The organism is Vibrio sp. V42_P2S4T144, from assembly GCF_009904715.1.
Lineage (GTDB): Bacteria > Pseudomonadota > Gammaproteobacteria > Enterobacterales > Vibrionaceae > Vibrio > Vibrio alginolyticus.
The window spans coordinates 1-19482 of sequence record NZ_WXWS01000209.1; the positions used below are offsets into that span (position 1 = coordinate 1).

The 19482-nt window shown below is 47.0% G+C and carries 21 protein-coding genes; 14 read left to right on the forward strand and 7 right to left on the reverse strand.

Translation table 11 applies throughout. From position 1 onward, the window contains the following. The first annotated feature begins 43 nt into the window (after positions 1-43). Positions 44-529 carry a 5-(carboxyamino)imidazole ribonucleotide mutase gene (gene purE, locus CAG68_RS07275; RefSeq protein ID WP_033906572.1) on the forward strand — a complete coding sequence of 162 codons (486 nt, stop codon included), beginning with the start codon at positions 44-46 and terminating at the stop codon, positions 527-529. 4 nt (positions 530-533) lie between these two features. Next, entirely contained in the window at positions 534-1667 is a 1134-nt protein-coding gene (locus CAG68_RS07280) for a 5-(carboxyamino)imidazole ribonucleotide synthase (RefSeq protein ID WP_033906573.1), read from the forward strand. 63 nt (positions 1668-1730) lie between these two features. Here the strand turns inward: CAG68_RS07280 and CAG68_RS07285 are convergent, their stop codons facing one another. The 4 genes from CAG68_RS07285 to CAG68_RS07300 form a co-directional block, all read right to left on the reverse strand. Beyond that, on the reverse strand, positions 1731-2300 hold the full coding sequence (locus CAG68_RS07285; protein ID WP_005386647.1) for a DNA topoisomerase family protein: 570 nt from the start codon (positions 2298-2300) through the stop codon (positions 1731-1733). A gap of 78 nt (positions 2301-2378) precedes the next feature. Next, a complete protein-coding gene (locus CAG68_RS07290; RefSeq protein WP_054729811.1) occupies positions 2379-2858 on the reverse strand; it encodes a DUF494 family protein in 480 nt (159 codons plus the stop codon). 2 nt (positions 2859-2860) lie between these two features. Next, on the reverse strand, positions 2861-3970 hold the full coding sequence (gene dprA, locus CAG68_RS07295) for a DNA-processing protein DprA (protein ID WP_054579448.1): 1110 nt from the start codon (positions 3968-3970) through the stop codon (positions 2861-2863). Then, a complete protein-coding gene (locus tag CAG68_RS07300; RefSeq protein WP_017821578.1) occupies positions 3954-5048 on the reverse strand; it encodes a LysM peptidoglycan-binding domain-containing protein in 1095 nt (364 codons plus the stop codon). The genes dprA and CAG68_RS07300 overlap by 17 nt, the downstream gene beginning before the upstream one ends. A 138-nt stretch (positions 5049-5186) precedes the next feature. On the opposite strand from CAG68_RS07300, the gene def reads away from it, so the two are divergent. The 6 genes from def (at position 5187) to CAG68_RS07330 (ending at position 11556) form a co-directional block, all read left to right on the forward strand. Beyond that, positions 5187-5705: a peptide deformylase gene (gene def / locus CAG68_RS07305; RefSeq protein WP_064368875.1), complete on the forward strand. Its 519-nt coding sequence runs from the start codon at positions 5187-5189 to the stop codon at positions 5703-5705. Positions 5706-5738: 33 nt separating this feature from the next. Continuing rightward, positions 5739-6686 carry a methionyl-tRNA formyltransferase gene (fmt, locus tag CAG68_RS07310; protein ID WP_005379066.1) on the forward strand — a complete coding sequence of 316 codons (948 nt, stop codon included), beginning with the start codon at positions 5739-5741 and terminating at the stop codon, positions 6684-6686. 80 nt (positions 6687-6766) lie between these two features. After that, entirely contained in the window at positions 6767-8050 is a 1284-nt protein-coding gene (gene rsmB / locus CAG68_RS07315) for a 16S rRNA (cytosine(967)-C(5))-methyltransferase RsmB (protein WP_086047108.1), read from the forward strand. Between the two features lie 63 nt (positions 8051-8113). After that, positions 8114-9490: a Trk system potassium transporter TrkA gene (trkA, locus tag CAG68_RS07320; protein WP_005379062.1), complete on the forward strand. Its 1377-nt coding sequence runs from the start codon at positions 8114-8116 to the stop codon at positions 9488-9490. 9 nt (positions 9491-9499) lie between these two features. After that, a complete protein-coding gene (locus CAG68_RS07325; protein WP_017821575.1) occupies positions 9500-10945 on the forward strand; it encodes a TrkH family potassium uptake protein in 1446 nt (481 codons plus the stop codon). Between the two features lie 26 nt (positions 10946-10971). Next, positions 10972-11556, forward strand: a complete 585-nt coding sequence (locus tag CAG68_RS07330) for a DUF3157 family protein (protein WP_017821574.1) — start codon at positions 10972-10974, stop codon at positions 11554-11556. A 33-nt stretch (positions 11557-11589) separates the two neighbouring features. Here CAG68_RS07330 and trhA read toward each other — a convergent pair whose 3' ends face one another. Both trhA and CAG68_RS07340 read right to left on the reverse strand, forming a co-directional pair. Then, positions 11590-12243 carry a PAQR family membrane homeostasis protein TrhA gene (trhA, locus tag CAG68_RS07335; RefSeq protein ID WP_005379047.1) on the reverse strand — a complete coding sequence of 218 codons (654 nt, stop codon included), beginning with the start codon at positions 12241-12243 and terminating at the stop codon, positions 11590-11592. A 70-nt stretch (positions 12244-12313) separates the two neighbouring features. Continuing rightward, positions 12314-13120 (reverse strand): sporulation protein, encoded by an 807-nt coding sequence (locus CAG68_RS07340; protein WP_005379045.1) that lies wholly within the window; start codon positions 13118-13120, stop codon positions 12314-12316. A 296-nt stretch (positions 13121-13416) separates the two neighbouring features. Here CAG68_RS07340 and CAG68_RS22125 point away from each other — a divergent pair, with 296 nt between their 5' ends. From CAG68_RS22125 to CAG68_RS07360, 5 genes are all read left to right on the forward strand, one after another. After that, complete coding sequence (locus tag CAG68_RS22125; RefSeq protein WP_202599884.1) at positions 13417-13584, forward strand: hypothetical protein; 168 nt, start codon at positions 13417-13419, stop codon at positions 13582-13584. A gap of 166 nt (positions 13585-13750) precedes the next feature. After that, a complete protein-coding gene (locus CAG68_RS07345; protein WP_005379040.1) occupies positions 13751-14017 on the forward strand; it encodes a YihD family protein in 267 nt (88 codons plus the stop codon). Positions 14018-14325: 308 nt separating this feature from the next. Then, positions 14326-15747: a cytochrome c oxidase accessory protein CcoG gene (gene ccoG / locus CAG68_RS07350; protein ID WP_033906581.1), complete on the forward strand. Its 1422-nt coding sequence runs from the start codon at positions 14326-14328 to the stop codon at positions 15745-15747. 53 nt (positions 15748-15800) lie between these two features. Further along, entirely contained in the window at positions 15801-16787 is a 987-nt protein-coding gene (locus tag CAG68_RS07355; RefSeq protein ID WP_031777274.1) for a serine/threonine protein kinase, read from the forward strand. Between the two features lie 34 nt (positions 16788-16821). Next, positions 16822-17424 carry a thiol:disulfide interchange protein DsbA/DsbL gene (locus CAG68_RS07360; RefSeq protein ID WP_005379036.1) on the forward strand — a complete coding sequence of 201 codons (603 nt, stop codon included), beginning with the start codon at positions 16822-16824 and terminating at the stop codon, positions 17422-17424. Between the two features lie 46 nt (positions 17425-17470). On the opposite strand, the gene CAG68_RS07365 is transcribed toward CAG68_RS07360, so the two are convergent. Next, a complete protein-coding gene (locus CAG68_RS07365) occupies positions 17471-18349 on the reverse strand; it encodes an acyltransferase (protein WP_086047109.1) in 879 nt (292 codons plus the stop codon). 149 nt (positions 18350-18498) lie between these two features. Here CAG68_RS07365 and CAG68_RS07370 point away from each other — a divergent pair, with 149 nt between their 5' ends. Next, positions 18499-19455: a DUF2860 domain-containing protein gene (locus CAG68_RS07370; RefSeq protein ID WP_054729808.1), complete on the forward strand. Its 957-nt coding sequence runs from the start codon at positions 18499-18501 to the stop codon at positions 19453-19455. Positions 19456-19482 lie beyond the last annotated feature (27 nt).

Here is a 19482-nt window from a genome sequence, read left to right on the forward strand (position 1 = left end):
AATTTATAGCTCACCTAATTTTTGCAGCTTAAAGGAGTTTGAGATGAAAGTCGGTATCATCATGGGTTCTAAATCCGATTGGCCAACCATGAAACTAGCAGCGGACATGCTAGATCAATTTGGCGTGCCTTACGAAACAAAAGTCGTGTCAGCACACCGAACTCCTCAATTACTGGCTGACTACGCTAGTGGCGCAAAAGAACGCGGCATCAAAGTTATCATCGCAGGCGCAGGTGGTGCAGCCCACCTACCAGGTATGGCGGCGGCGTTTACTAGTTTGCCAGTGCTTGGGGTTCCCGTTCAGTCTCGTGCACTGAAAGGTATGGATTCACTGCTCTCTATTGTACAGATGCCAAAGGGAGTTGCGGTTGGTACATTGGCGATTGGCGAAGCGGGCGCAGCAAACGCCGGTATCCTAGCAGCGCAAATCCTAGGCACTCATGATGAAAACATCATGGCGAAGGTAGAAGCATTCCGTAATGAGCAAACGGAAACAGTTCTCGCAAATCCAAACCCTGCAGAGGATTAATCAGATGCATGTACTGGTTCTTGGTGCGGGTCAGTTGGCTCGTATGATGTCTCTGGCTGGTGCGCCACTGAATATTCAAATTTCAGCTTACGATGTCAGCAGCGGTGATGTCGTTCACCCTTTAACTCAACAGGTACTTGGCCATGGCTTGGAAAATGCGATTACGCAAGTTGATGTGATTACTGCCGAGTTCGAGCATATTCCACATGACGTGCTAAAGGTTTGCGAAGCGAGCGGCAAATTCCTACCAAGTACGCAAGCCATCAAAGCAGGTGGTGATCGCCGTATTGAAAAAGCACTGCTTGATGATGCTGGCGTGCGCAACGCGAAATACTACGTCATTGAAACTCGTGAAGACTTTGAGCGCGCAATTGAACACGTTGGTATGCCAATGGTTCTGAAAAGTGCATTGGGTGGCTACGATGGTAAAGGCCAATGGCGCTTAAAAGAAGCTTCTCAAGTCGACGACATTTGGACTGAGATGGCAGAGTGCATCGCGGCAACACCAACTCAAGCGATTGTTGCTGAAGAGTTTGTTCCTTTTAACCGCGAAGTATCACTAGTTGGTGCTCGAAGCAAAGATGGAAATGTGGAAGTGTACCCTCTGGCAGAGAATGTTCACACCAACGGTGTATTGAGTCTTTCTACTGCGATTGATGCGCCAGAGTTACAGGAACAAGCAAAGCAAATGTTCACGGCTGTCGCAGATAGCCTAGATTACGTTGGCGTATTAGCGCTTGAGTTCTTTGATGTCGATGGGGCACTTTTAGTGAATGAGATTGCTCCACGCGTGCACAACTCTGGTCACTGGACACAGCAAGGTGCAGAAACGTGTCAGTTTGAAAACCATCTGCGCGCAGTATGCGGCTTACCATTAGGTAGTACGAAATTGGTTCGTGAAACCTCAATGGTGAATATTCTTGGTGAAGATACGTTGCCAGAAACGCTGCTCGCCATGGATGGTTGTCACATCCATTGGTACGGCAAAGAGAAGCGCGAAGGGCGCAAAATGGGTCACATCAACGTATGCGGTGACTACCCAGGAGAATTGCACCGTAGGTTGTGCGCTCTCGCGAAGGTCTTAGATCCAATGACATTCCCAGCCGTGCACGAGTTTGCGAAACAAGCACAACGCTAAAATCTAGCCCCAAAAACCACAAAGGGTCGCACGATGCGACCCTTTTTAATTCCTTTGATGTATTTACCCTTGTTGAGTGTGCTGGCACTTACGGTTGGCACATTGCAATTTCACACCACTGGCGAGTTTCTTCTCCACCAACAACGTAAAACCACATTCTTCGCACCTCCCCTTTACCGGAGGGAGATTCACTGCAAATTTGCATTTAGGGTAGTTATCACATGCGTAGAAAGTTTTACCAAAACGCGTCTTACGTTCAACTAAATGACCTTTACCGCATTCAGGACACGCGTGGTGCTCTTGCGACTGCTTTTCTGGCTCAGGTTGATTAATCGACTCAATATGATGGCACGCCGGATAGTTACTGCAACCAACAAACATGCCATAACGCCCTTGGCGTAATACCAACTCGTTACCACAATCTGGACAAGGAACGCCAAGCTCTTTGACGATGTGTCCATCATTGTTGTGCAGGGCTTTGATGTAATCACAGCTTGGGTAGTGGCTACAGCCAAGAAAGGGACCGTGTTTGCCATGTTTGAGGGTCAACTCGCTGCCACATTTAGGACACGGCTCGTGTTCCAATGCGTGTTCATGGGCAGAGAAAAGGGTGTTGTCGATTTTACTACTCATACTTACCGTTTCGTGAAAAACACACCAAAAGACAAGCTCGCGTTCTTGCTAGCTAAACTCGAACTTGCCTAGATTGGGTTAGTGAAGAATCCCTTGTTCTTTGGTGTACAACAGCTCTTCCATTAGCGTATAAGCGTTTTCATTACCAGGCACATTAAACAGCACCATCAAAATGATCCATTTGAGGTCTTCAAGCTCAAACTCGCTCGTTTCTAGCCCCATCACTCGGTCAATCACCATTTCACGAGTTTCTGTCGTCAATACATTGATTTGCTCAAGGAACAATAAAAAACCTCGGCACTCCAAATCCAAACGCTGTATCTCTTTCACAGTGTAGATACGAGTCGATGATGACGCGATACAAGCCGAAATCGCAGAAGATGTATCACTTTGCTGCAGCGCTGCGAGCTCTTCTAACCAGACAAGGGCTTTATAGATATCTTTTTGTTGGAAGCCAGCGCGAAGCAATTCTTCTTCCAACTCGTCTTGTTCGACCTGTAACTCTGCATCGCTATGGATGTAGGTTTCGAATAGATACATCAGTATATCCATCATCATAGCTAGCCCCTCCCCTTTCGAATATAGCCACCTGAAACCGCAACGACATGCCCAGAGAGTTCTAACTCTAAGAGCTGCATCATGACTTCTTGGACAGGTATATTGGTCCTGTTTGCAAGAATATCAACCGGTGTAGCTTCACTTCCTACGTTAGCTAACAGCTGAGGAAATGGCAATTCTTCTTCATCATTTAACGTAGAAAATAAATCGGTACTCTGATTAATAGACCAATCAAGCAAGGACTGTATTTCATCTAAGACATCTTTCGTCTTTTCTACGAGGCAAGCGCCATGACGTATCAACTGGTTTCCACCGCAGGCATTGGGGGCATTGATTGACGCTGGCAGCGCAAATACTTCTCGACCTTGCTCAAGCGCGTAACGAGCTGTAATTAACGAGCCGCTCTTTTTCGCCGCCTCGACGACCAGCACACCAAGCGATAATCCACTAATAATACGATTACGACGCGGGAAGTTTTCTGGGCGCGGCTTGGCATTAGGCCGAAACTCAGACACCAAAGCCCCATGTTCAATAACACGTTGCGCTAAACCACGATGACGTGCCGGATAAATATTTTCTAAGCCAGATCCTAGCACCGCAATCGTCTTACCACCCGCTTGCAACGCACCATCATGCGCATGACCATCAATGCCTAAAGCGAGACCACTGGTGACAATAAAATCGTGCTGAACAAACTCTGCAGCAAACTGACGTGCATGCTGTAATCCATCAATACTCGCATTTCGACTGCCAACCATCGCGATTTGTGGCTGAGAAAGACAAGTAGGGTTTCCTTGAACAAAAAGTAGAGGTGGCGGTGCAACGATTTGTTTGAGTTGAGGTGGATAACGCGGGTCAGTCAGTGTCAGGATATGATGGTTTGTAGAAGCCTCAAGCCAGCTTAAACAAGCATCGACTTCTTTATCTGTTGAAGCCCAAGCTTGAATTTGCTTAGTTGTTAACCCAAGTTGTTGTAGCTGTTCAGGAGAGAAGTTTACGATGTTACATGGCGTGTCTCTTGCCAGTAGCTTATTCATTTTGACGCCGCCAATGCCTGGTAAACAACTCAGTTTTAACCAGGCAGCGAGATCATCGTTATTTCGTCGATTCATCGATGGTTAATTCGTCCGCCAACGGTGACACCACCGAAATATCTTGGTTAATGGGTTTCGTACTGTTAGTGATCAGTGCCAAGCTAAAGTACTCATAAGGACGAATGACCAGCAACTCACCAACTTTGCTTTGAGGCAAAGTGATTTTCTTATCAAGCACGCCAAACTCTTTCTTGAACTCATCGCCGTCTTTGTAAACTGGGTGCGCGTCTTCTTTTAAATCAAACACACTGCCTTGCTTGAGATTGTCTGACGTGCCTTTATCAATCACCACGACTTGGTTAGTTGAACTAAAGCGAATACCTTCGATATTACCTAGCAACTTTGCAGAACTGCCTTGTGGCGACGGCAGCGGATAGAACGTAGTCGTGAAGTCAGTATTCTCAACCGATTGATTTGGCAACGCGATATCGTTACGTAGGATTTCTTGCATTTGCGATGTAAGCTTCAAACCTGAATAATCACTCGAAGCTTCAACGAGCTCGCCTTTGGCAATCAAACGCAGCGCGGTAATCTCTTCGGACACATCGTCACGCGAAAAGGTAGCTACTGGTCGGTAAATAGCCCAACCTGTCGCGGTCTGATTGCCATTGATATACAGCACATCTTCTGCAGTCAGATACTTACTGCCTTTGCTGCTACCCATCACTTTTGCTGCTCTGTTCAACGAATCTTTATCTAGCAACCGATCCGATTTGAGGTAAGGCATCACCAAACCTTCCGCGACCGTTGGTACGGCTTTCTTTTCTGTGATGCGAGCTTTCGGGCTCAGCTTCTTAACCGGTTTTAGGCTCAACACGGGCTGACCGTTAATCCACACCAAAGACAGCTTGTCTCCAGGATAAATTAAATGAGGGTTGTCGATTTCCGGGTTTACTTGCCATAAACGAGGCCACAACCACGGGCTATCCAAGTACATGGCCGAAATATCCCATAGCGTATCGCCCTTCACGACTACATACGTTTGTGGCGCATCATCTTTAACTGTCAGTGGGTTCGCATCCACATTTGCTACAGCGTTGAAAGAGAAAAGTAACGGCAACGTAACACTGGCAACGTTGCGGAAAATTCGATTCATGACCCTCGTCCTTGGTCTATTAAGCAGGAACCAGAATGGAAATTGGTGCAAGGATGCTGTCATTTAGGCTATAAAATGTCTAGAATTGAGCCAACAAGGTTTGTGCTGTTTCGGCACAGTTCAATATTTCGAGTGAATATGTCTGTATTACAAGTATTAACATTCCCGGATGATCGCCTGCGCACAGTCGCAAAGCCTGTTGAAGCGGTGACACCTGAGATTCAAAAAATCGTCGATGACATGATTGAAACCATGTACGACGAAGAAGGTATTGGCCTTGCTGCAACGCAGGTTGATATCCACAAACGTATCGTAGTGATTGATATTTCAGAAACTCGCGATGAGCCGATGGTGCTAATCAACCCTGAGATTCTGGAAAAGCGTGGCGAAGATGGCATCGAAGAAGGCTGTCTGTCGGTACCAGGTGCACGCGCACTTGTGCCTCGCGCTGCAGAAGTTACCGTTAAAGCACTGGATCGTGATGGCAAAGAGTTCACCTTTGAAGCCGACGACCTGCTAGCGATTTGTATTCAACACGAGCTTGATCACCTACAAGGTAAGCTATTCGTGGATTACCTATCACCACTGAAACGCAAACGCATTCAGGACAAGCTAGCAAAAATCAAACGCTTTAACGAGAAGCAGCAAAACGCTTAATCTCGAACCATACCAATTAGAAGGAAGTCTACCTTGAGTCAGTCTTTACGTATTGTCTTTGCAGGTACTCCGGATTTCGCCGCCCGTCACTTGGCGGCGTTGTTGTCTTCGGAGCATGAAGTCATCGCGGTTTACACAAACCCAGATCGTCCAGCGGGTCGTGGCAAGAAATTGGCTGCGCCACCGGTAAAACAACTGGCGCTGGAACACAACATCCCGGTTTACCAACCTGAAAGCTTTAAGTCCGACGAAGCGAAACAAGAACTTGCCGATCTGAACGCCGACCTCATGGTTGTCGTGGCGTACGGTATGCTGCTGCCACAAGCGGTTCTTGATACCCCTAAACTGGGTTGTATCAACGTACATGGTTCTATCCTACCTCGTTGGCGTGGTGCGGCTCCAATCCAACGCTCTATTTGGGCGGGCGATGCAGAAACTGGCGTGACCATCATGCAGATGGACATCGGTCTCGACACTGGTGATATGCTGAAGATTGCAACTCTGCCAATCGAAGCGACAGATACCAGCGCTTCAATGTACGAAAAATTGGCTGAGCTTGGTCCAGAAGCCCTGATTGACTGCCTAGTAGACATTGCTGCGGGTAAAGCAGTGCCAGTGAAGCAAGACGATGAGCTAGCGAACTATGCGAAAAAGCTCAGCAAAGAAGAAGCACGCATCAACTGGAACGACGATGCGGCGCACATTGAGCGCTGCGTTCGTGCATTTAACCCATGGCCAATGAGCCACTTTGAGGCGGCAGAAAACAGCATCAAAGTATGGCAAAGCCGTGTGGCAGAGCAAACCAGTGACAAGCCAGCCGGCACCATCGTACAAGCAGATAAAACCGGTATTTATGTTGCGACAGGCAACGGCGTACTGGTGCTAGAGCAACTGCAAGTTCCTGGCAAAAAAGCCATGTCAGTTCAGGATATTCTGAATTCGCGTGCGGCTTGGTTTGAAGTTGGCACTCTGCTGGTTTAAGCCATACTAGGGGTTATTATCCCCGATTATACGAACTTTTAGAGGGCAGAGATGCCCTCCTTTACTTTAAGGTACTCATCATGAATGTTCGCGCTGCGGCTGCTAACGTCCTGTATCTTGTCGTCGACAAGGGCCACTCACTTTCAAGCGCTCTTCCAGCGGCTCAACAAACGGTACGACCTCGTGACCACGCTCTGTTACAAGAGATCTGTTACGGTGCGCTACGTTACCTACCTCGCCTAGAAATGATCGCAAACCAATTGATGGATAAGCCGCTAAAAGGCAAACAACGTGTATTCCATCACCTAATTCTGGTTGGTATTTACCAACTGAGCTTCATGCGTATTCCTGCGCACGCAGCAGTCGGTGAAACGGTTGAAGGCACTAAAGAGCTGAAAGGTCCTCGTCTGCGTGGTTTGATTAACGCGGTATTGCGTAACTACCAGCGCAACCAAGAAGAACTCGACCAAATGGCCGTCAGCAACAACGCTGGCAAGTACGGTCACCCAAGCTGGTTACTAAAACTGCTGCAAGAGGCCTACCCAAAGCAATGGGAAAGTATTGTTGAAGCGAACAACCAAAAAGCACCAATGTGGCTGCGTGTGAACCATCAACACCACACTCGTGATGAATACCTTGCGCTGCTCAAAAATGAAAACATTGATAGCACGCCACACACAGAAGCAATGGACGCCATAAAATTGGCCGCACCATGTGACGTGATGAAGCTACCTGGTTTTGATAAAGGTTGGGTTTCGGTACAAGATGCGGCGGCGCAGCTTTCGATCAACTACCTAAAACCACAAGACGGCGAACGGATTTTAGATTGCTGTGCTGCGCCAGGTGGCAAGACTGCGCACATTCTAGAGCGCACGTCGGGCAGTGAAGTGGTCGCGATTGACTGCGACGACACACGCTTGAAACGTGTGCATGAAAACCTGAAGCGTCTCAACCTTCAGGCAAAAGTGGTTTGCGGTGATGCGCGTAATCCACAAGAATGGTGGCAAGGCGAGCAATTTGATCGCATTTTGCTGGATGCCCCATGTTCTGCGACTGGCGTGATTCGTCGTCACCCAGACATCAAATGGCTACGTCGTGCAGACGACATCGCCGCATTAGCAGAGCTGCAAAGTGAAATTTTTGATGCCATGTGGACGCAACTGAAGCCGGGCGGCACCATGGTTTACGCGACTTGTTCAATCACACCGCAAGAAAACGTGGAGCAAGTAAAAGCGTTTTTAGCACGTACCGCGGATGCGCAACTGCTGGATTCTGATCCCGACCAGCCTGGTCGTCAAATTCTACCAGGCGAAGAAGATATGGATGGTTTCTACTACGCAGTGCTAACTAAGACACACGCGTAACAGCATGCTAAATAGGGCGATTGAAGTGATTTCAATCGCCTTTTTCAGATACGAGAAAAGAGTATGAAGATCATTATTCTTGGTGCAGGTCAGGTTGGCGGCACACTGGCAGAAAACCTAGTGGGTGAAAACAACGACATCACCATCGTCGACAATAATGCCGACCGACTGCGTGAATTGCAGGACAAATACGACCTACGTGTGGTCAATGGCCATGCGAGCCATCCAGACGTGCTACACGAAGCTGGCGCGCAAGACGCCGATATGCTCGTCGCAGTAACCAACACTGATGAAACCAACATGGCCGCCTGTCAGGTCGCGTTCACTCTATTCAATACCCCAAACCGCGTTGCGCGTATTCGCTCTCCAGAATACTTGGCAGAAAAAGAAGCCCTGTTTAAATCTGGCGCTATTCCTGTTGATCACCTTATCGCACCAGAAGAACTCGTCACGAGCTACATCGAACGTCTGATCCAATACCCAGGCGCGCTGCAAGTGGTGAGCTTTGCTGAACAGAAAGTCAGCCTAGTGGCGGTGAAAGCCTACTATGGTGGCCCGCTGGTGGGTAATGCGCTGTCTGCTTTGCGTGAGCACATGCCGCACATCGATACCCGTGTGGCGGCTATTTTCCGCCAGGGTCGCCCGATTCGCCCACAAGGCACCACGATTATTGAAGCCGACGATGAAGTGTTCTTCGTTGCAGCAAGTAATCATATTCGCTCAGTGATGAGTGAGCTTCAGCGTCTAGAAAAACCGTACCGCCGCATCATGATTGTTGGCGGGGGTAACATCGGCGCAAGCTTGGCTAAACGCCTAGAGCAAACTTACAGCGTGAAGCTGATTGAGCGTAACTACCAGCGTGCAGAAAAGCTCTCTGAGCAACTAGAAAACACCATCGTGTTCTGCGGTGATGCGGCAGACCAAGAGCTTCTCTCGGAAGAGAACATCGACCAAGTCGACGTCTTCATCGCGCTGACCAACGAAGATGAAACCAACATCATGTCTGCAATGTTAGCAAAACGCATGGGCGCTAAAAAAGTGATGGTGCTGATCCAACGTGGCGCTTATGTAGACCTGGTACAAGGCGGCGTAATTGATGTAGCAATCTCACCTCAGCAAGCCACTATTTCAGCCTTGCTAACGCACGTTCGTCGCGCTGATATCGTAAACGTATCCTCACTTCGCCGCGGCGCTGCGGAAGCGATTGAAGCCGTCGCTCACGGTGATGAAAGTACATCTAAAGTGGTTGGACGTGCGATTGGAGATATAAAACTTCCACCTGGGACCACCATTGGTGCTATCGTTCGTGGCGAAGAAGTTCTTATTGCCCACGACCGTACGGTCATCGAACAGGATGACCATGTGGTGATGTTCCTGGTCAACAAAAAATACGTATCAGACGTCGAAGCGCTATTCCAACCGAGTCCATTCTTCCTCTAGGATTTTCCTATGGTCAACTTACGTCCCGTACTGTTTGTTATCGGGCTAGTTTTATCCAAACTGGCCCTGTTTATGTACGTGCCGACTTTGGTCGCTTTCTTTACCGGTACGGGGGGATTCCTCGATTTCGCCCAAGCCGTTGTGATCACGCACCTTGCCGCCTTCATCTGCCTAACGATAGGTCGAACCGCCAAGTTCAAACTCAGCGTACGCGATATGTTCCTCATCACCAGTTTGGTTTGGACCATCGCGAGTGCGTTTGCCGCCTTGCCATTTGTGTTTATCAACCACATCAGCTTCACCGACGCCTACTTCGAAACGATGTCGGGTATCACCACGACGGGCTCAACGGTGCTCAGTGGCCTAGACAACATGGCGCCGAGCATATTGCTGTGGCGCTCTATTTTACAATGGCTTGGTGGCATTGGTTTTATCGTGATGGCGGTAGCAGTGTTACCTATGCTGAATGTCGGTGGTATGAAGCTATTCCAAACCGAATCATCAGATTGGTCGGATAAAAGTAGTCCAAGAGCGAAAACGGTCGCCAAAAACATCGTAGCGGTTTATTTGATGCTAACGGGCCTATGTATTTTGGGCTACTTGATCACCGGCATGAACCTGTTCGAAGCAATCAACCATGCCTTTACTACGCTATCGACGGGTGGATACTCTACATCTGATGGGTCAATGAACCACTTCTCTAATGGCGCACATTGGGTGGCCACTACCTTTATGTTCTTAGGTGGTTTGCCGTTTTTGCTCTTTATCGCCGCATTACGTAAACGCCGTATTGATGTGTTGGTTAACGACGCTCAAGTTAGAGGATTTGCGTACCTGTTCGTATTCTCAAGCTTAGTGATTTCAGCTTGGTTAGTGATTCGAGATGGGTACACCATTTTGGATGCCCTGCGAGTGTCGATGTTTAATATTGTCTCTGTCGTCACCACAACTGGCTTTGGCTTAGAAGACTTCACCGCATGGGGCGCATTACCCACCACTCTTTTCGCATTCTTAATGATGGCGGGGGCATGCTCAGGCTCAACGTCTGGCGGGATCAAAATCTTCCGCTTCCAAATTGCAATGACGCTGCTAAACAAACAAATGATGAAGTTGATTCACCCTTCAGGGGTGTTTGTACAGCGTTATAACCAGCGACCGGTGAATGATGATATTGTTCGCTCAGTGGTGGCATTTGGCTTGATGTTTTTTATCACCATTATCTTTATCGCGGGTTGTTTAAGTGCTCTTGGCCTCGACCCTGTGACCAGTATTTCTGGCTCAATCACCGCCGTTGCCAATGTTGGCCCTGGTATGGGTAGTGTGATTGGCCCGACAGGCAACTTCGCGCCTCTGCCCGATACTGCCAAATGGCTCTTAAGCTTTGGGATGTTAATGGGCCGCTTGGAAATTCTGACTATTCTTGTACTGTTCTTTCCTGCGTTTTGGCGCCGCTAAGCAGACTCTAATTAAAAGGTATAACAATGAAAACATGGATTACTCTGGCGACCCTACTTGCCGCCTCATCCACATACGCCGCCGAGGTCATCACTTTAGCCGATGGTCGAGAAGTGAAGTTGAACGATGACTTTACCTGGGAATACGTCATGAAAAAAACGGCGCAGCAAGCGACGGAGACACAAACAACAGCAAGCGTAGTTGAAACAATCGCAGCTCCTGCGATTGCGACAATCCCAGTGATAACGAAAACCGTTGGCACGACCGTGGTGGTAAACGCCAAAAAGCCAACCATGCAGCTATCAGATTCAGGTGTGGATGTATTGATTGGTTCAGCAAGCTATCAAAGCGGTGAGCTTGTTTTACCTACATCAATCACTAACCAAAGCTCTCAATCTGTCATTCAAGTGGAAGTTGAGGTGCAAGTGTTTGATATGTCTGGTCAGCAACTGGCAAAAGAAAACGTGACTGTTTGGCAATCCATCAAGCGCATGGCGGATACCTACCTGCGACCTCAGCAAGCGGAGCAAGGTAAGAGCATAAAACTGGCTGTACCGCAATCACAGCAATACCAGTTTTCTGCCAAAGTGCTAGAGGTAAAAACTCGCTAATACGTGTTTAATATTCTTTGTTGAGCCTATCGGCTAGATAGGCTCAACAAAGTAATAAATAGCAAAGAAATGGCACACGCAGCCAGCCAAAACAAAGCCGTGCCAAATCGCATGGTTAAAGGGAATGCGCTTCGCAACGTAGAAAATCACGCCCAGTGAATACACAATTCCACCAGCGGCAAGCAGTGTAAGTCCGCCGACATCCAAGTTGATCGCCAACTGATAAATCACAATCAACGATAACCATCCCATCACCAAATACGTCATCAAAGAAAGCTTTTTAAATCGATAGACGAACGCAACTTTCATGATGATGCCGATCAACGCAATGCTCCAAATAACGATCATCAACCCAAATGCTAGAGGTGTTCTTAAGCTGACTAACAAGAAAGGGGTATAGCTGCCTGCTATCAAAAGATAAATAGCACAGTGGTCGAAGGTTTTTAGCCAACGTTTCGCTTTGGGATGAGGGATCGCATGATAGAGCGTCGAGGCCAAAAATAGCACGATAATACTCGCACCATAAATCGCCATACTGGTAAGCGTTAAAGTGTCAGCTTGATGGTCTATGGCTTTAACTAACAGCAGTATCAAGCCAACAATACCAAAAATCATCCCTATACCGTGGGTGATGGTATTGGCCAGTTCTTCACGTTGACTGTATTGAGGTTTCTGCAGCTCGGACATCAATGCGCCTATACTAGAGTTTGAAATTTGCTCTAGTATGGCACATTAGGCTTACACGTGTAAGCTTAAATTAAGACTCATGAACGGCAGTAGTTTGATCGAGATAATTGAGTACCAGTTCGCCAACTTGATCTGGCTTAGTCGTGGCAGGGATGGTCAGCTCTCGCTTGAGTTTGCCACTACCCAGTAAGCTCGCGAGCATGCCACCTTGCCCCTTGCGTGTGCGGTCAACTTCAAACCACAACTTGAGCTCTTGCTCACTGCGGTGGGCAACAAATTCTAATTCGCGCCACACGCCGTGGTAAGGTCCGTCGGTTGGCACCAGTTCAAACTCTTGCACAAATGGTAGATCGAATCCTTTCACTTCCTCGCATTCCACCTGGCGAATTCGTAAACCTTGCGCTTCAAATGCAGATAGTACCGCATCCATCAGTGGATCAGGTCGGACGGTGAGGATGTCTTTATCAGTCGGATCCAAAGCAGCAGCAACGTCTAAGCCAGTTTCTAACCATACTTTGGCATCACCAATGGTGACAGGCGTGTTCCAAGGCACATCGAGCTTAACATCGAAGGTACGCTCTTCGCCGGAATGGATGGTAAATGCGTAAGGGAGACTCCACTTAGCAAGCACATGAGTTTGAGGTACTCGGCGCATGCTGTGTCCTTCTCGCGCACCACGGTCATCAGGGGCTTCTGCGATGTAGCGGCAACAGAGTTTTAAATCAATGTTGTCGATCGCTTGTTCAGTCGCACCACCATATACATGGATCGACACATCCACACTTTGACCTGGGTATAGCACGTCTTGGTTTAAGATTGAGTCGACCTTCGCGCTCCCAATCCCAAAACTGGCAAGTGTCTTCTTCAAAAATGACATAGGCACCTCCTTCATCGAGATCTCATACTACTACTGCTGATCGTGGGAGCAAACAAAAATTGCCTCGAACATCGCGACAAAATGACAAAATCTAAACAATTCAATTGCTCAACTATCGACCAATTATTACAAGGATGCTAATCTTACACTTGATATGCATGCATATCGGTATTCCTGACTCATTAACTGGATTGGCGAGAGCCAGAAGAGTGATTCTTCAATCTTGTTGGAGCCTAGCTCATAATGATTCAGGCCATTACATCGGCAATGGATATGCCTGACAGTTAGGTAAATTAATGCGCCCAACAACAGTCAGGTTCGCACACACTAATACTAGTGCAATGCGCCGCAGCAGTGGCTTTACTACTGCACCAAAGGCAAAGCAAGTTGCGCCAGCAATGACATTGGTTGAGAAGACAGCAATGATGTCGAGTGTTCCGGCCAAAGTTATCAAAGCAGCTTAATCAAAAGCGCGGCGCCAGCTGCGCTTTTTTCTTTGCACGCGACTCATAAAGCTTCAAAGACTTAGAACAAACTACAGTGAAAGAGATCGTTTTTCCTATTTGGTCTTAGCAAAGCAATTTGGTACCTTTACTGCTAATTACACCTATAAATTCTGTGGAGAAAGAAATGAAGTGTCATCGCATTGAAGAGCTGCTTGAGCTACTAGAGCCTGAATGGCATAAAGATCAAGAGCTGAACCTCTTGCAGTTCATCGTTAAGCTGGCAAAAGAAGCAGGCTATAAAGGAAAGCTAGAAGATCTGACCGACGATGTACTGATCTACCACCTTAAAATGCGTAATAGCAGCAAAGATGAAATGATCCCTGGACTCAAAAAAGACCAAGAGGACGATTTTAAAACGGCGATCCTACGCGCTCGTGGCATCATCAAATAACTAGCTCAACAGCCAGTATTCTTTAAGCGACTCTCTCTGTGAGTCGCTTTTTTATAACCAAAGTTTTTAGTCCCACAATTGGTTATAACTGTTCAGCCAATTATCAGGTTAACTGTACTGATTTTTGTTGTTAAACATTGACTGCGTTAAAGAAACGGAATTGTTATTGATTGTATAATCGCCGTTCATCAGTATTTACTAAAATAATTATGTTCGGTCATCTTTATGACGGAACGAGCAGCAATGTCATCGAGCGACATCAATAGAAATGACGCCGTACATTATAAAAGCCTAAGAAGGATGAGTGCATGAGTCAGGACAAGATCGATATCAAAGATGTGACTCCTAAAACCTATAATCCCAAAACCCATAAAGGAAACGGGGATCGGTTCAACCCAAGTAATCGCATCTATGTACGCGAAAGCAAAGGGACTTACCAGAAACTGCGTCGTTACGGTGGTTGGTTCTTACTGCTTCTCTTCGCTTTGATACCGTGGATTCCTTACGGTGAACGTCAAGCGATCTTGCTTGATATTGGCAACCAGCAGTTCAACTTTTTCGGTACCACCCTGTACCCACAAGATCTTACCCTACTCGCCTTGCTGTTTGTGATCGCGGCGTTTGGGTTGTTCTTTATTACCACCTTCTTGGGTCGGGTTTGGTGTGGCTATCTCTGCCCACAAACCGTCTGGACCTTCATGTATATCTGGTTTGAAGAGAAGCTGGAAGGTAGTGCCAATAAACGCCGCAAACAAGACTCCAATAAGCTGACGGCGAATTTAGCGATGCGTAAAACCGTCAAACATATAGCTTGGTTTGCCATTGCACTCGCCACTGGTTTTACTTTTGTTGGCTACTTCGTGCCAATGAAGCAATTGGTTATCGACTTTTTCACCTTTAACGCCAACTTCTGGCCCGTCTTTTGGGTAATGTTCTTTGCCATTTGTACTTATGGTAATGCTGGTTGGATGCGTTCCATCATGTGTATTCACATGTGTCCTTACGCGCGCTTCCAGTCTGCCATGTTTGATAAAGACACCTTCATCGTTGGCTACGATGCAAAACGTGGGGAAAAACGTGGCCCACGTCCGCGTAAAGCCGATCCAAAGCAGCTTGGTTTGGGTGATTGTATTGATTGTGATTTGTGTGTGCAGGTGTGCCCAACAGGTATCGATATTCGTGACGGCTTGCAGTATGAATGTATCAACTGTGGCGCCTGTATTGATGCGTGTGACAACACCATGGATCGCATGGGCTACGAGAAAGGCCTAATTAGTTACACCACCGAACATCGCTTATCGGGTAAGAGTACCAAAGTCATGCGTCCGAAGCTGCTAGGCTATGGTGCCGTACTACTCGTCATGGTCGGTCTTTTCTTTGCCCAAATTGCAGCGGTAGACCCAGCCGGCATGAGTGTTATTCGCGACCGTAACCAACTGTTCCGCGTTAATAGCTCGGGAGAAGTAGAAAACACCTACACCCTCAAAGTGATCAACAAAACTCAGCAAGTGCAAGAGTACTCGTTGGATGTTGAAGGGCTATCCGATGTAAGCTGGTATGGTAAGCAGACAATTCAGGTCCAGCCAGGTGAGGTATTAAACCTGCCAATGAGTCTTGGTGCCGATCCTGACAAGCTAAACTCTGCGATTACGACAATTCAGTTTATACTCACCGATAAGAGCAACGAATTCACCATTGAAGTAGAAAGCCGTTTTATTAAAAAACTATAGTGCTACTTCAGTGACTAACGGAAAAAGGCTCAGTAATGAGCCTTTTTGTTTATATGTCCCAAAGTATGTTTAACTTTGACGCCCTTACCCCAGACTTTATGTGGTACGCGTTAGAAAGCATCGGCGTTCGCGCAGAATCAGGCTTTCTTCCCCTCAATAGCTACGAAAACCGTGTTTATCAATTTACTGACGAAGAGCGTCGTCGTTATGTCGTCAAGTTTTACCGTCCTGAACGTTGGAGCAATGAACAGATCCAAGAGGAGCACGACTTTACTTTAGAGCTGATTGGCAATGAGATCCCCGTCGCACCTCCTGTGCGCATCAACGGTGAAACCCTGCATCACTATCAAGGCTATGCTTTTGCGCTGTTTGATAGCGTGGGTGGTCGCCAATACGAGGTTGACAATTTAGATCAGCTCGAAGGTGTAGGGCGTTTCCTTGGCCGCATCCATAAAGTCGGCAGCCGCCAAGCGTTCCAACATCGCCCTACGATCGGCTTACAAGAATACCTGTATCAACCAAGAGAGATTCTGCAAAACGCCAATATGATTCCAATGCACTTGGAGAACAGCTTCTTCAATGACTTGGATATGCTGATCAAATCAATTGAAAGCCACTGGCAAGAAGGCTTCAATATCATTCGTTTGCATGGCGATTGCCACCCAGGCAATATTTTGTGGCGAGATGGCCCTATGTTTGTTGATTTGGATGACGCTCGTAACGGCCCTGCAGTACAAGACTTATGGATGCTATTGAACGGTGAACGCCAAGACAAACTGATGCAGTTGGATATTGTTTTAGAGGCTTACCAAGAGTTTTGCGACTTTAATCCTGCAGAATTGAAACTAATCGAGCCACTTCGCGGTCTACGAATGGTGCACTATATGGCATGGCTAGCAAAACGTTGGCATGACCCTGCATTTCCTCTCGCTTTTCCATGGTTTAATGAGCCAAAATACTGGGAAGGTCAGGTCCTTGCATTTAAAGAGCAGATCGCCGCTTTAGAAGAAGCACCGCTGTCTTTAATGCCTCAATGGTAAGTCAGGCCAAAAATTCAAAAATGGAGATATTTCGATGAAAAAACTGTTCGCACTGTTTTCTATGCTGATGTTAAGCCTGTCGGCACATGCAGCGCAATTCAAAGAAGGTGAACATTACAAAGTATTGGATCTTGAGGCATCAAAAAAACCTCTTGTGACGGAGTTTTTCTCTTTCTACTGCCCGCACTGTAATAGCTTTGAACCGGTTATCCAGCAACTGAAAAAGCAGTTGCCAGAAGGTACTAAGCTATTAAAAAACCACGTTTCTTTCATGGGTGGCAACATGGGCCCATCAATGAGCAAAGCCTACGCAACGATGGTTGCACTAAAAGTGGAAGACAAAATGGTGCCAGTGATGTTTAACCGCATCCACAATCTAAAGAAAGCACCACGTAATGATGAAGAACTTCGTCAAATCTTCCTTGATGAAGGTGTAGATGCGAAAAAATTCGATTCTGCATTCAAAGGCTTCGCGGTTGATTCAATGGTTCGCCGTATGGACAAGCAATTTGAAAACAGCGGTCTAACCGGCGTTCCTGCGGTTATCGTTAACAACAAATACCTAGTTCAAGCACAAAGCATCAAAACGATGGATGAGTACTTCTCTCTGGTGAACTACTTGCTGACACTAAAATAAGCACATCGATATCAATCAAAAGGGGAGCACGTCGCTCCCCTTTTGTTTACTTGTAAATCTCTTGTAGTAACCGATCTTTTTCTTGCCACACATCACTCAGCCATTGCTGAAATTGCCGCTTATAGGGCTTATCGTTGAAGTAATCACCGAGCACTCGTTCATCAACGGGTAACACATTTACACGCACAACCACCTTGCTCATGCGGCCCATCAATAAATCCTTGAACGGTTTATGCGTATTTTCTGGGTACGCCAACGTAACGTCGATAATGCTCTCGAACTGTTCCCCCATCGCCGCTAACGTGTACGCAATCCCGCCCGATTTTGGTTGCAGCAAATATTGATAGTTTGCTTTACTCTTACGCTGCTTTTCTTCGGTAAATCGGGTTCCTTCGACATAGTTAACCACTGTGGTTGGAGTGTGTTTGAATTTAGCGCACGAGCGACGTGTCGTCTCTAAATCTTGACCTCGCTTATGAGGATTGCGGATCAGATACTCTCGCGAATAGCGACGCATAAATGGCATATCGAGCGCCCAACACGCCATCCCGATGAAAGGCACATACAGCAGTTGTTGCTTGAGGAAAAACTTCGGCATGGGAATACGGTCTTTAAACACGCAGCAAAGCACAACAATATCTGTCCAACTGAGATGATTACTGATCAGCAGATACCACCCGTCTTTTTTAAGCGCTTCACCGCCCTGAACATCCCACTCAACACGGTTAGATACCGCCAGAATGCACGCATTAACGGTAGCCCATAACCACATCACCTTATTGGCACAAACGGTCGCTAGTGCTTTTAGCTTTACGCCAGGAAGCAATATTTTAAATACAGCGATAACACAAATTGCGAGTGAACAAACCGCAGAATTGAGAATCACAAAAGAAGCGTTAAAAAAAAATAACAAATATGCCAACATGATAGTCAAACAACAGTGATAATGTGTGAAGAATAAAACAGCGTGTAATTATACTGCGCCTTTGCCACATTGGAACATGCGTGGAAATGGTCAGATTTGTTACCGCAACCAATATGTGCACCACTCATTCGACAACAAGGAGATAACGAATGAAACCAAGGCTACTTCTCTTGCCTTTGGCCTTTGTCGTCAGTTCTGCTCAGGCTCAACTCGCTGAAACCGCAGGTTTTGGCGGTGAAATTTCGCTGAATGCCGGATTCATATCATCAGAATCCAATTTCAATACAGAAAATAGTAACACCATCGATTCTCTCGATAAGCGTGCCGATAGTGACAGTTCCGTTATCGCTGCACCGCTAGGGAGTGTGACATACACCTTTGGTAGCCGACTCAACCACCAAGTTTACGCCGGTACCACACGCTCAGATGTCGCGGTAGGTACACTCGCTTTTCAGTTGGGCTATCAACACGAGCTACAATCTGGCACCGTGCTCGATGTTTCCTATCTGCCGACGGTACTCAAAGGCGAAACTTGGCGCAACCCTTATCAAGTAGGAACCGCACGTAAAGAGACGGATGTTGACGGCAATGCGTATCGCTTTCAGATCAAAGGGTTAATTGATAAGAACTTCAACCTTGATCTTGCTTATGCTGATAAAGACATCGAGCAGGAGGAAGTGACAGACCGCTCACTTGCTCGCGATGCTAACCTTTACTATGTCAAAGGCGACTATCGCATTCCACTCAACCAAACGTCTATGTTGCAACCCGCTTTCACCTACATCAATCAAGATGCCGACGGTAAGGCGGAATCATTTGATTCGTACGGGTTTGACATCAGCTGGTTTAAATTTATCAATCGCCATCGATTGGCTCTCACCGCGGGTTATGCATGGAAAGACTATCAAGGAGCTAGCCAAACTTTTGCTAAAACACGAAATGACGACACCATCAGCCTATTTGCGGCCTACGAATATCAAAACGTATTTGACTGGCAAGACTGGTCGTTCATTTCTTTAGCCGGCTATAGCCAAACTGACTCGAATATCACGTTTTATGAGGAGAAAGAGTACCTATTGTCGCTTGGTCTCAACTACACCTTCTAACGTCCTTCATCGCAACAAGGCGCTCAC

Excerpts from the sequence above, each read along its gene's own strand:
- purE (WP_033906572.1), top strand. The coding sequence starts at position 44 with ATGAAAGTCGGTATCATCATGGGTTCTAAATCCGATTGGCCAACCATG.
- CAG68_RS07280 (WP_033906573.1), top strand. The coding sequence starts at position 534 with ATGCATGTACTGGTTCTTGGTGCGGGTCAGTTGGCTCGTATGATGTCT.
- CAG68_RS07285 (WP_005386647.1), bottom strand. The coding sequence starts at position 2,300 with ATGAGTAGTAAAATCGACAACACCCTTTTCTCTGCCCATGAACACGCA.
- CAG68_RS07290 (WP_054729811.1), bottom strand. The coding sequence starts at position 2,858 with ATGATGATGGATATACTGATGTATCTATTCGAAACCTACATCCATAGC.
- dprA (WP_054579448.1), bottom strand. The coding sequence starts at position 3,970 with ATGAATCGACGAAATAACGATGATCTCGCTGCCTGGTTAAAACTGAGT.
- CAG68_RS07300 (WP_017821578.1), bottom strand. The coding sequence starts at position 5,048 with ATGAATCGAATTTTCCGCAACGTTGCCAGTGTTACGTTGCCGTTACTT.
- def (WP_064368875.1), top strand. The coding sequence starts at position 5,187 with ATGTCTGTATTACAAGTATTAACATTCCCGGATGATCGCCTGCGCACA.
- rsmB (WP_086047108.1), top strand. The coding sequence starts at position 6,767 with ATGAATGTTCGCGCTGCGGCTGCTAACGTCCTGTATCTTGTCGTCGAC.
- trkA (WP_005379062.1), top strand. The coding sequence starts at position 8,114 with ATGAAGATCATTATTCTTGGTGCAGGTCAGGTTGGCGGCACACTGGCA.
- CAG68_RS07325 (WP_017821575.1), top strand. The coding sequence starts at position 9,500 with ATGGTCAACTTACGTCCCGTACTGTTTGTTATCGGGCTAGTTTTATCC.
- CAG68_RS07330 (WP_017821574.1), top strand. The coding sequence starts at position 10,972 with ATGAAAACATGGATTACTCTGGCGACCCTACTTGCCGCCTCATCCACA.
- trhA (WP_005379047.1), bottom strand. The coding sequence starts at position 12,243 with ATGTCCGAGCTGCAGAAACCTCAATACAGTCAACGTGAAGAACTGGCC.
- CAG68_RS07340 (WP_005379045.1), bottom strand. The coding sequence starts at position 13,120 with ATGTCATTTTTGAAGAAGACACTTGCCAGTTTTGGGATTGGGAGCGCG.
- CAG68_RS22125 (WP_202599884.1), top strand. The coding sequence starts at position 13,417 with ATGCGCCCAACAACAGTCAGGTTCGCACACACTAATACTAGTGCAATG.
- CAG68_RS07345 (WP_005379040.1), top strand. The coding sequence starts at position 13,751 with ATGAAGTGTCATCGCATTGAAGAGCTGCTTGAGCTACTAGAGCCTGAA.
- ccoG (WP_033906581.1), top strand. The coding sequence starts at position 14,326 with ATGAGTCAGGACAAGATCGATATCAAAGATGTGACTCCTAAAACCTAT.
- CAG68_RS07355 (WP_031777274.1), top strand. The coding sequence starts at position 15,801 with ATGTCCCAAAGTATGTTTAACTTTGACGCCCTTACCCCAGACTTTATG.
- CAG68_RS07360 (WP_005379036.1), top strand. The coding sequence starts at position 16,822 with ATGAAAAAACTGTTCGCACTGTTTTCTATGCTGATGTTAAGCCTGTCG.
- CAG68_RS07365 (WP_086047109.1), bottom strand. The coding sequence starts at position 18,349 with ATGTTGGCATATTTGTTATTTTTTTTTAACGCTTCTTTTGTGATTCTC.
- CAG68_RS07370 (WP_054729808.1), top strand. The coding sequence starts at position 18,499 with ATGAAACCAAGGCTACTTCTCTTGCCTTTGGCCTTTGTCGTCAGTTCT.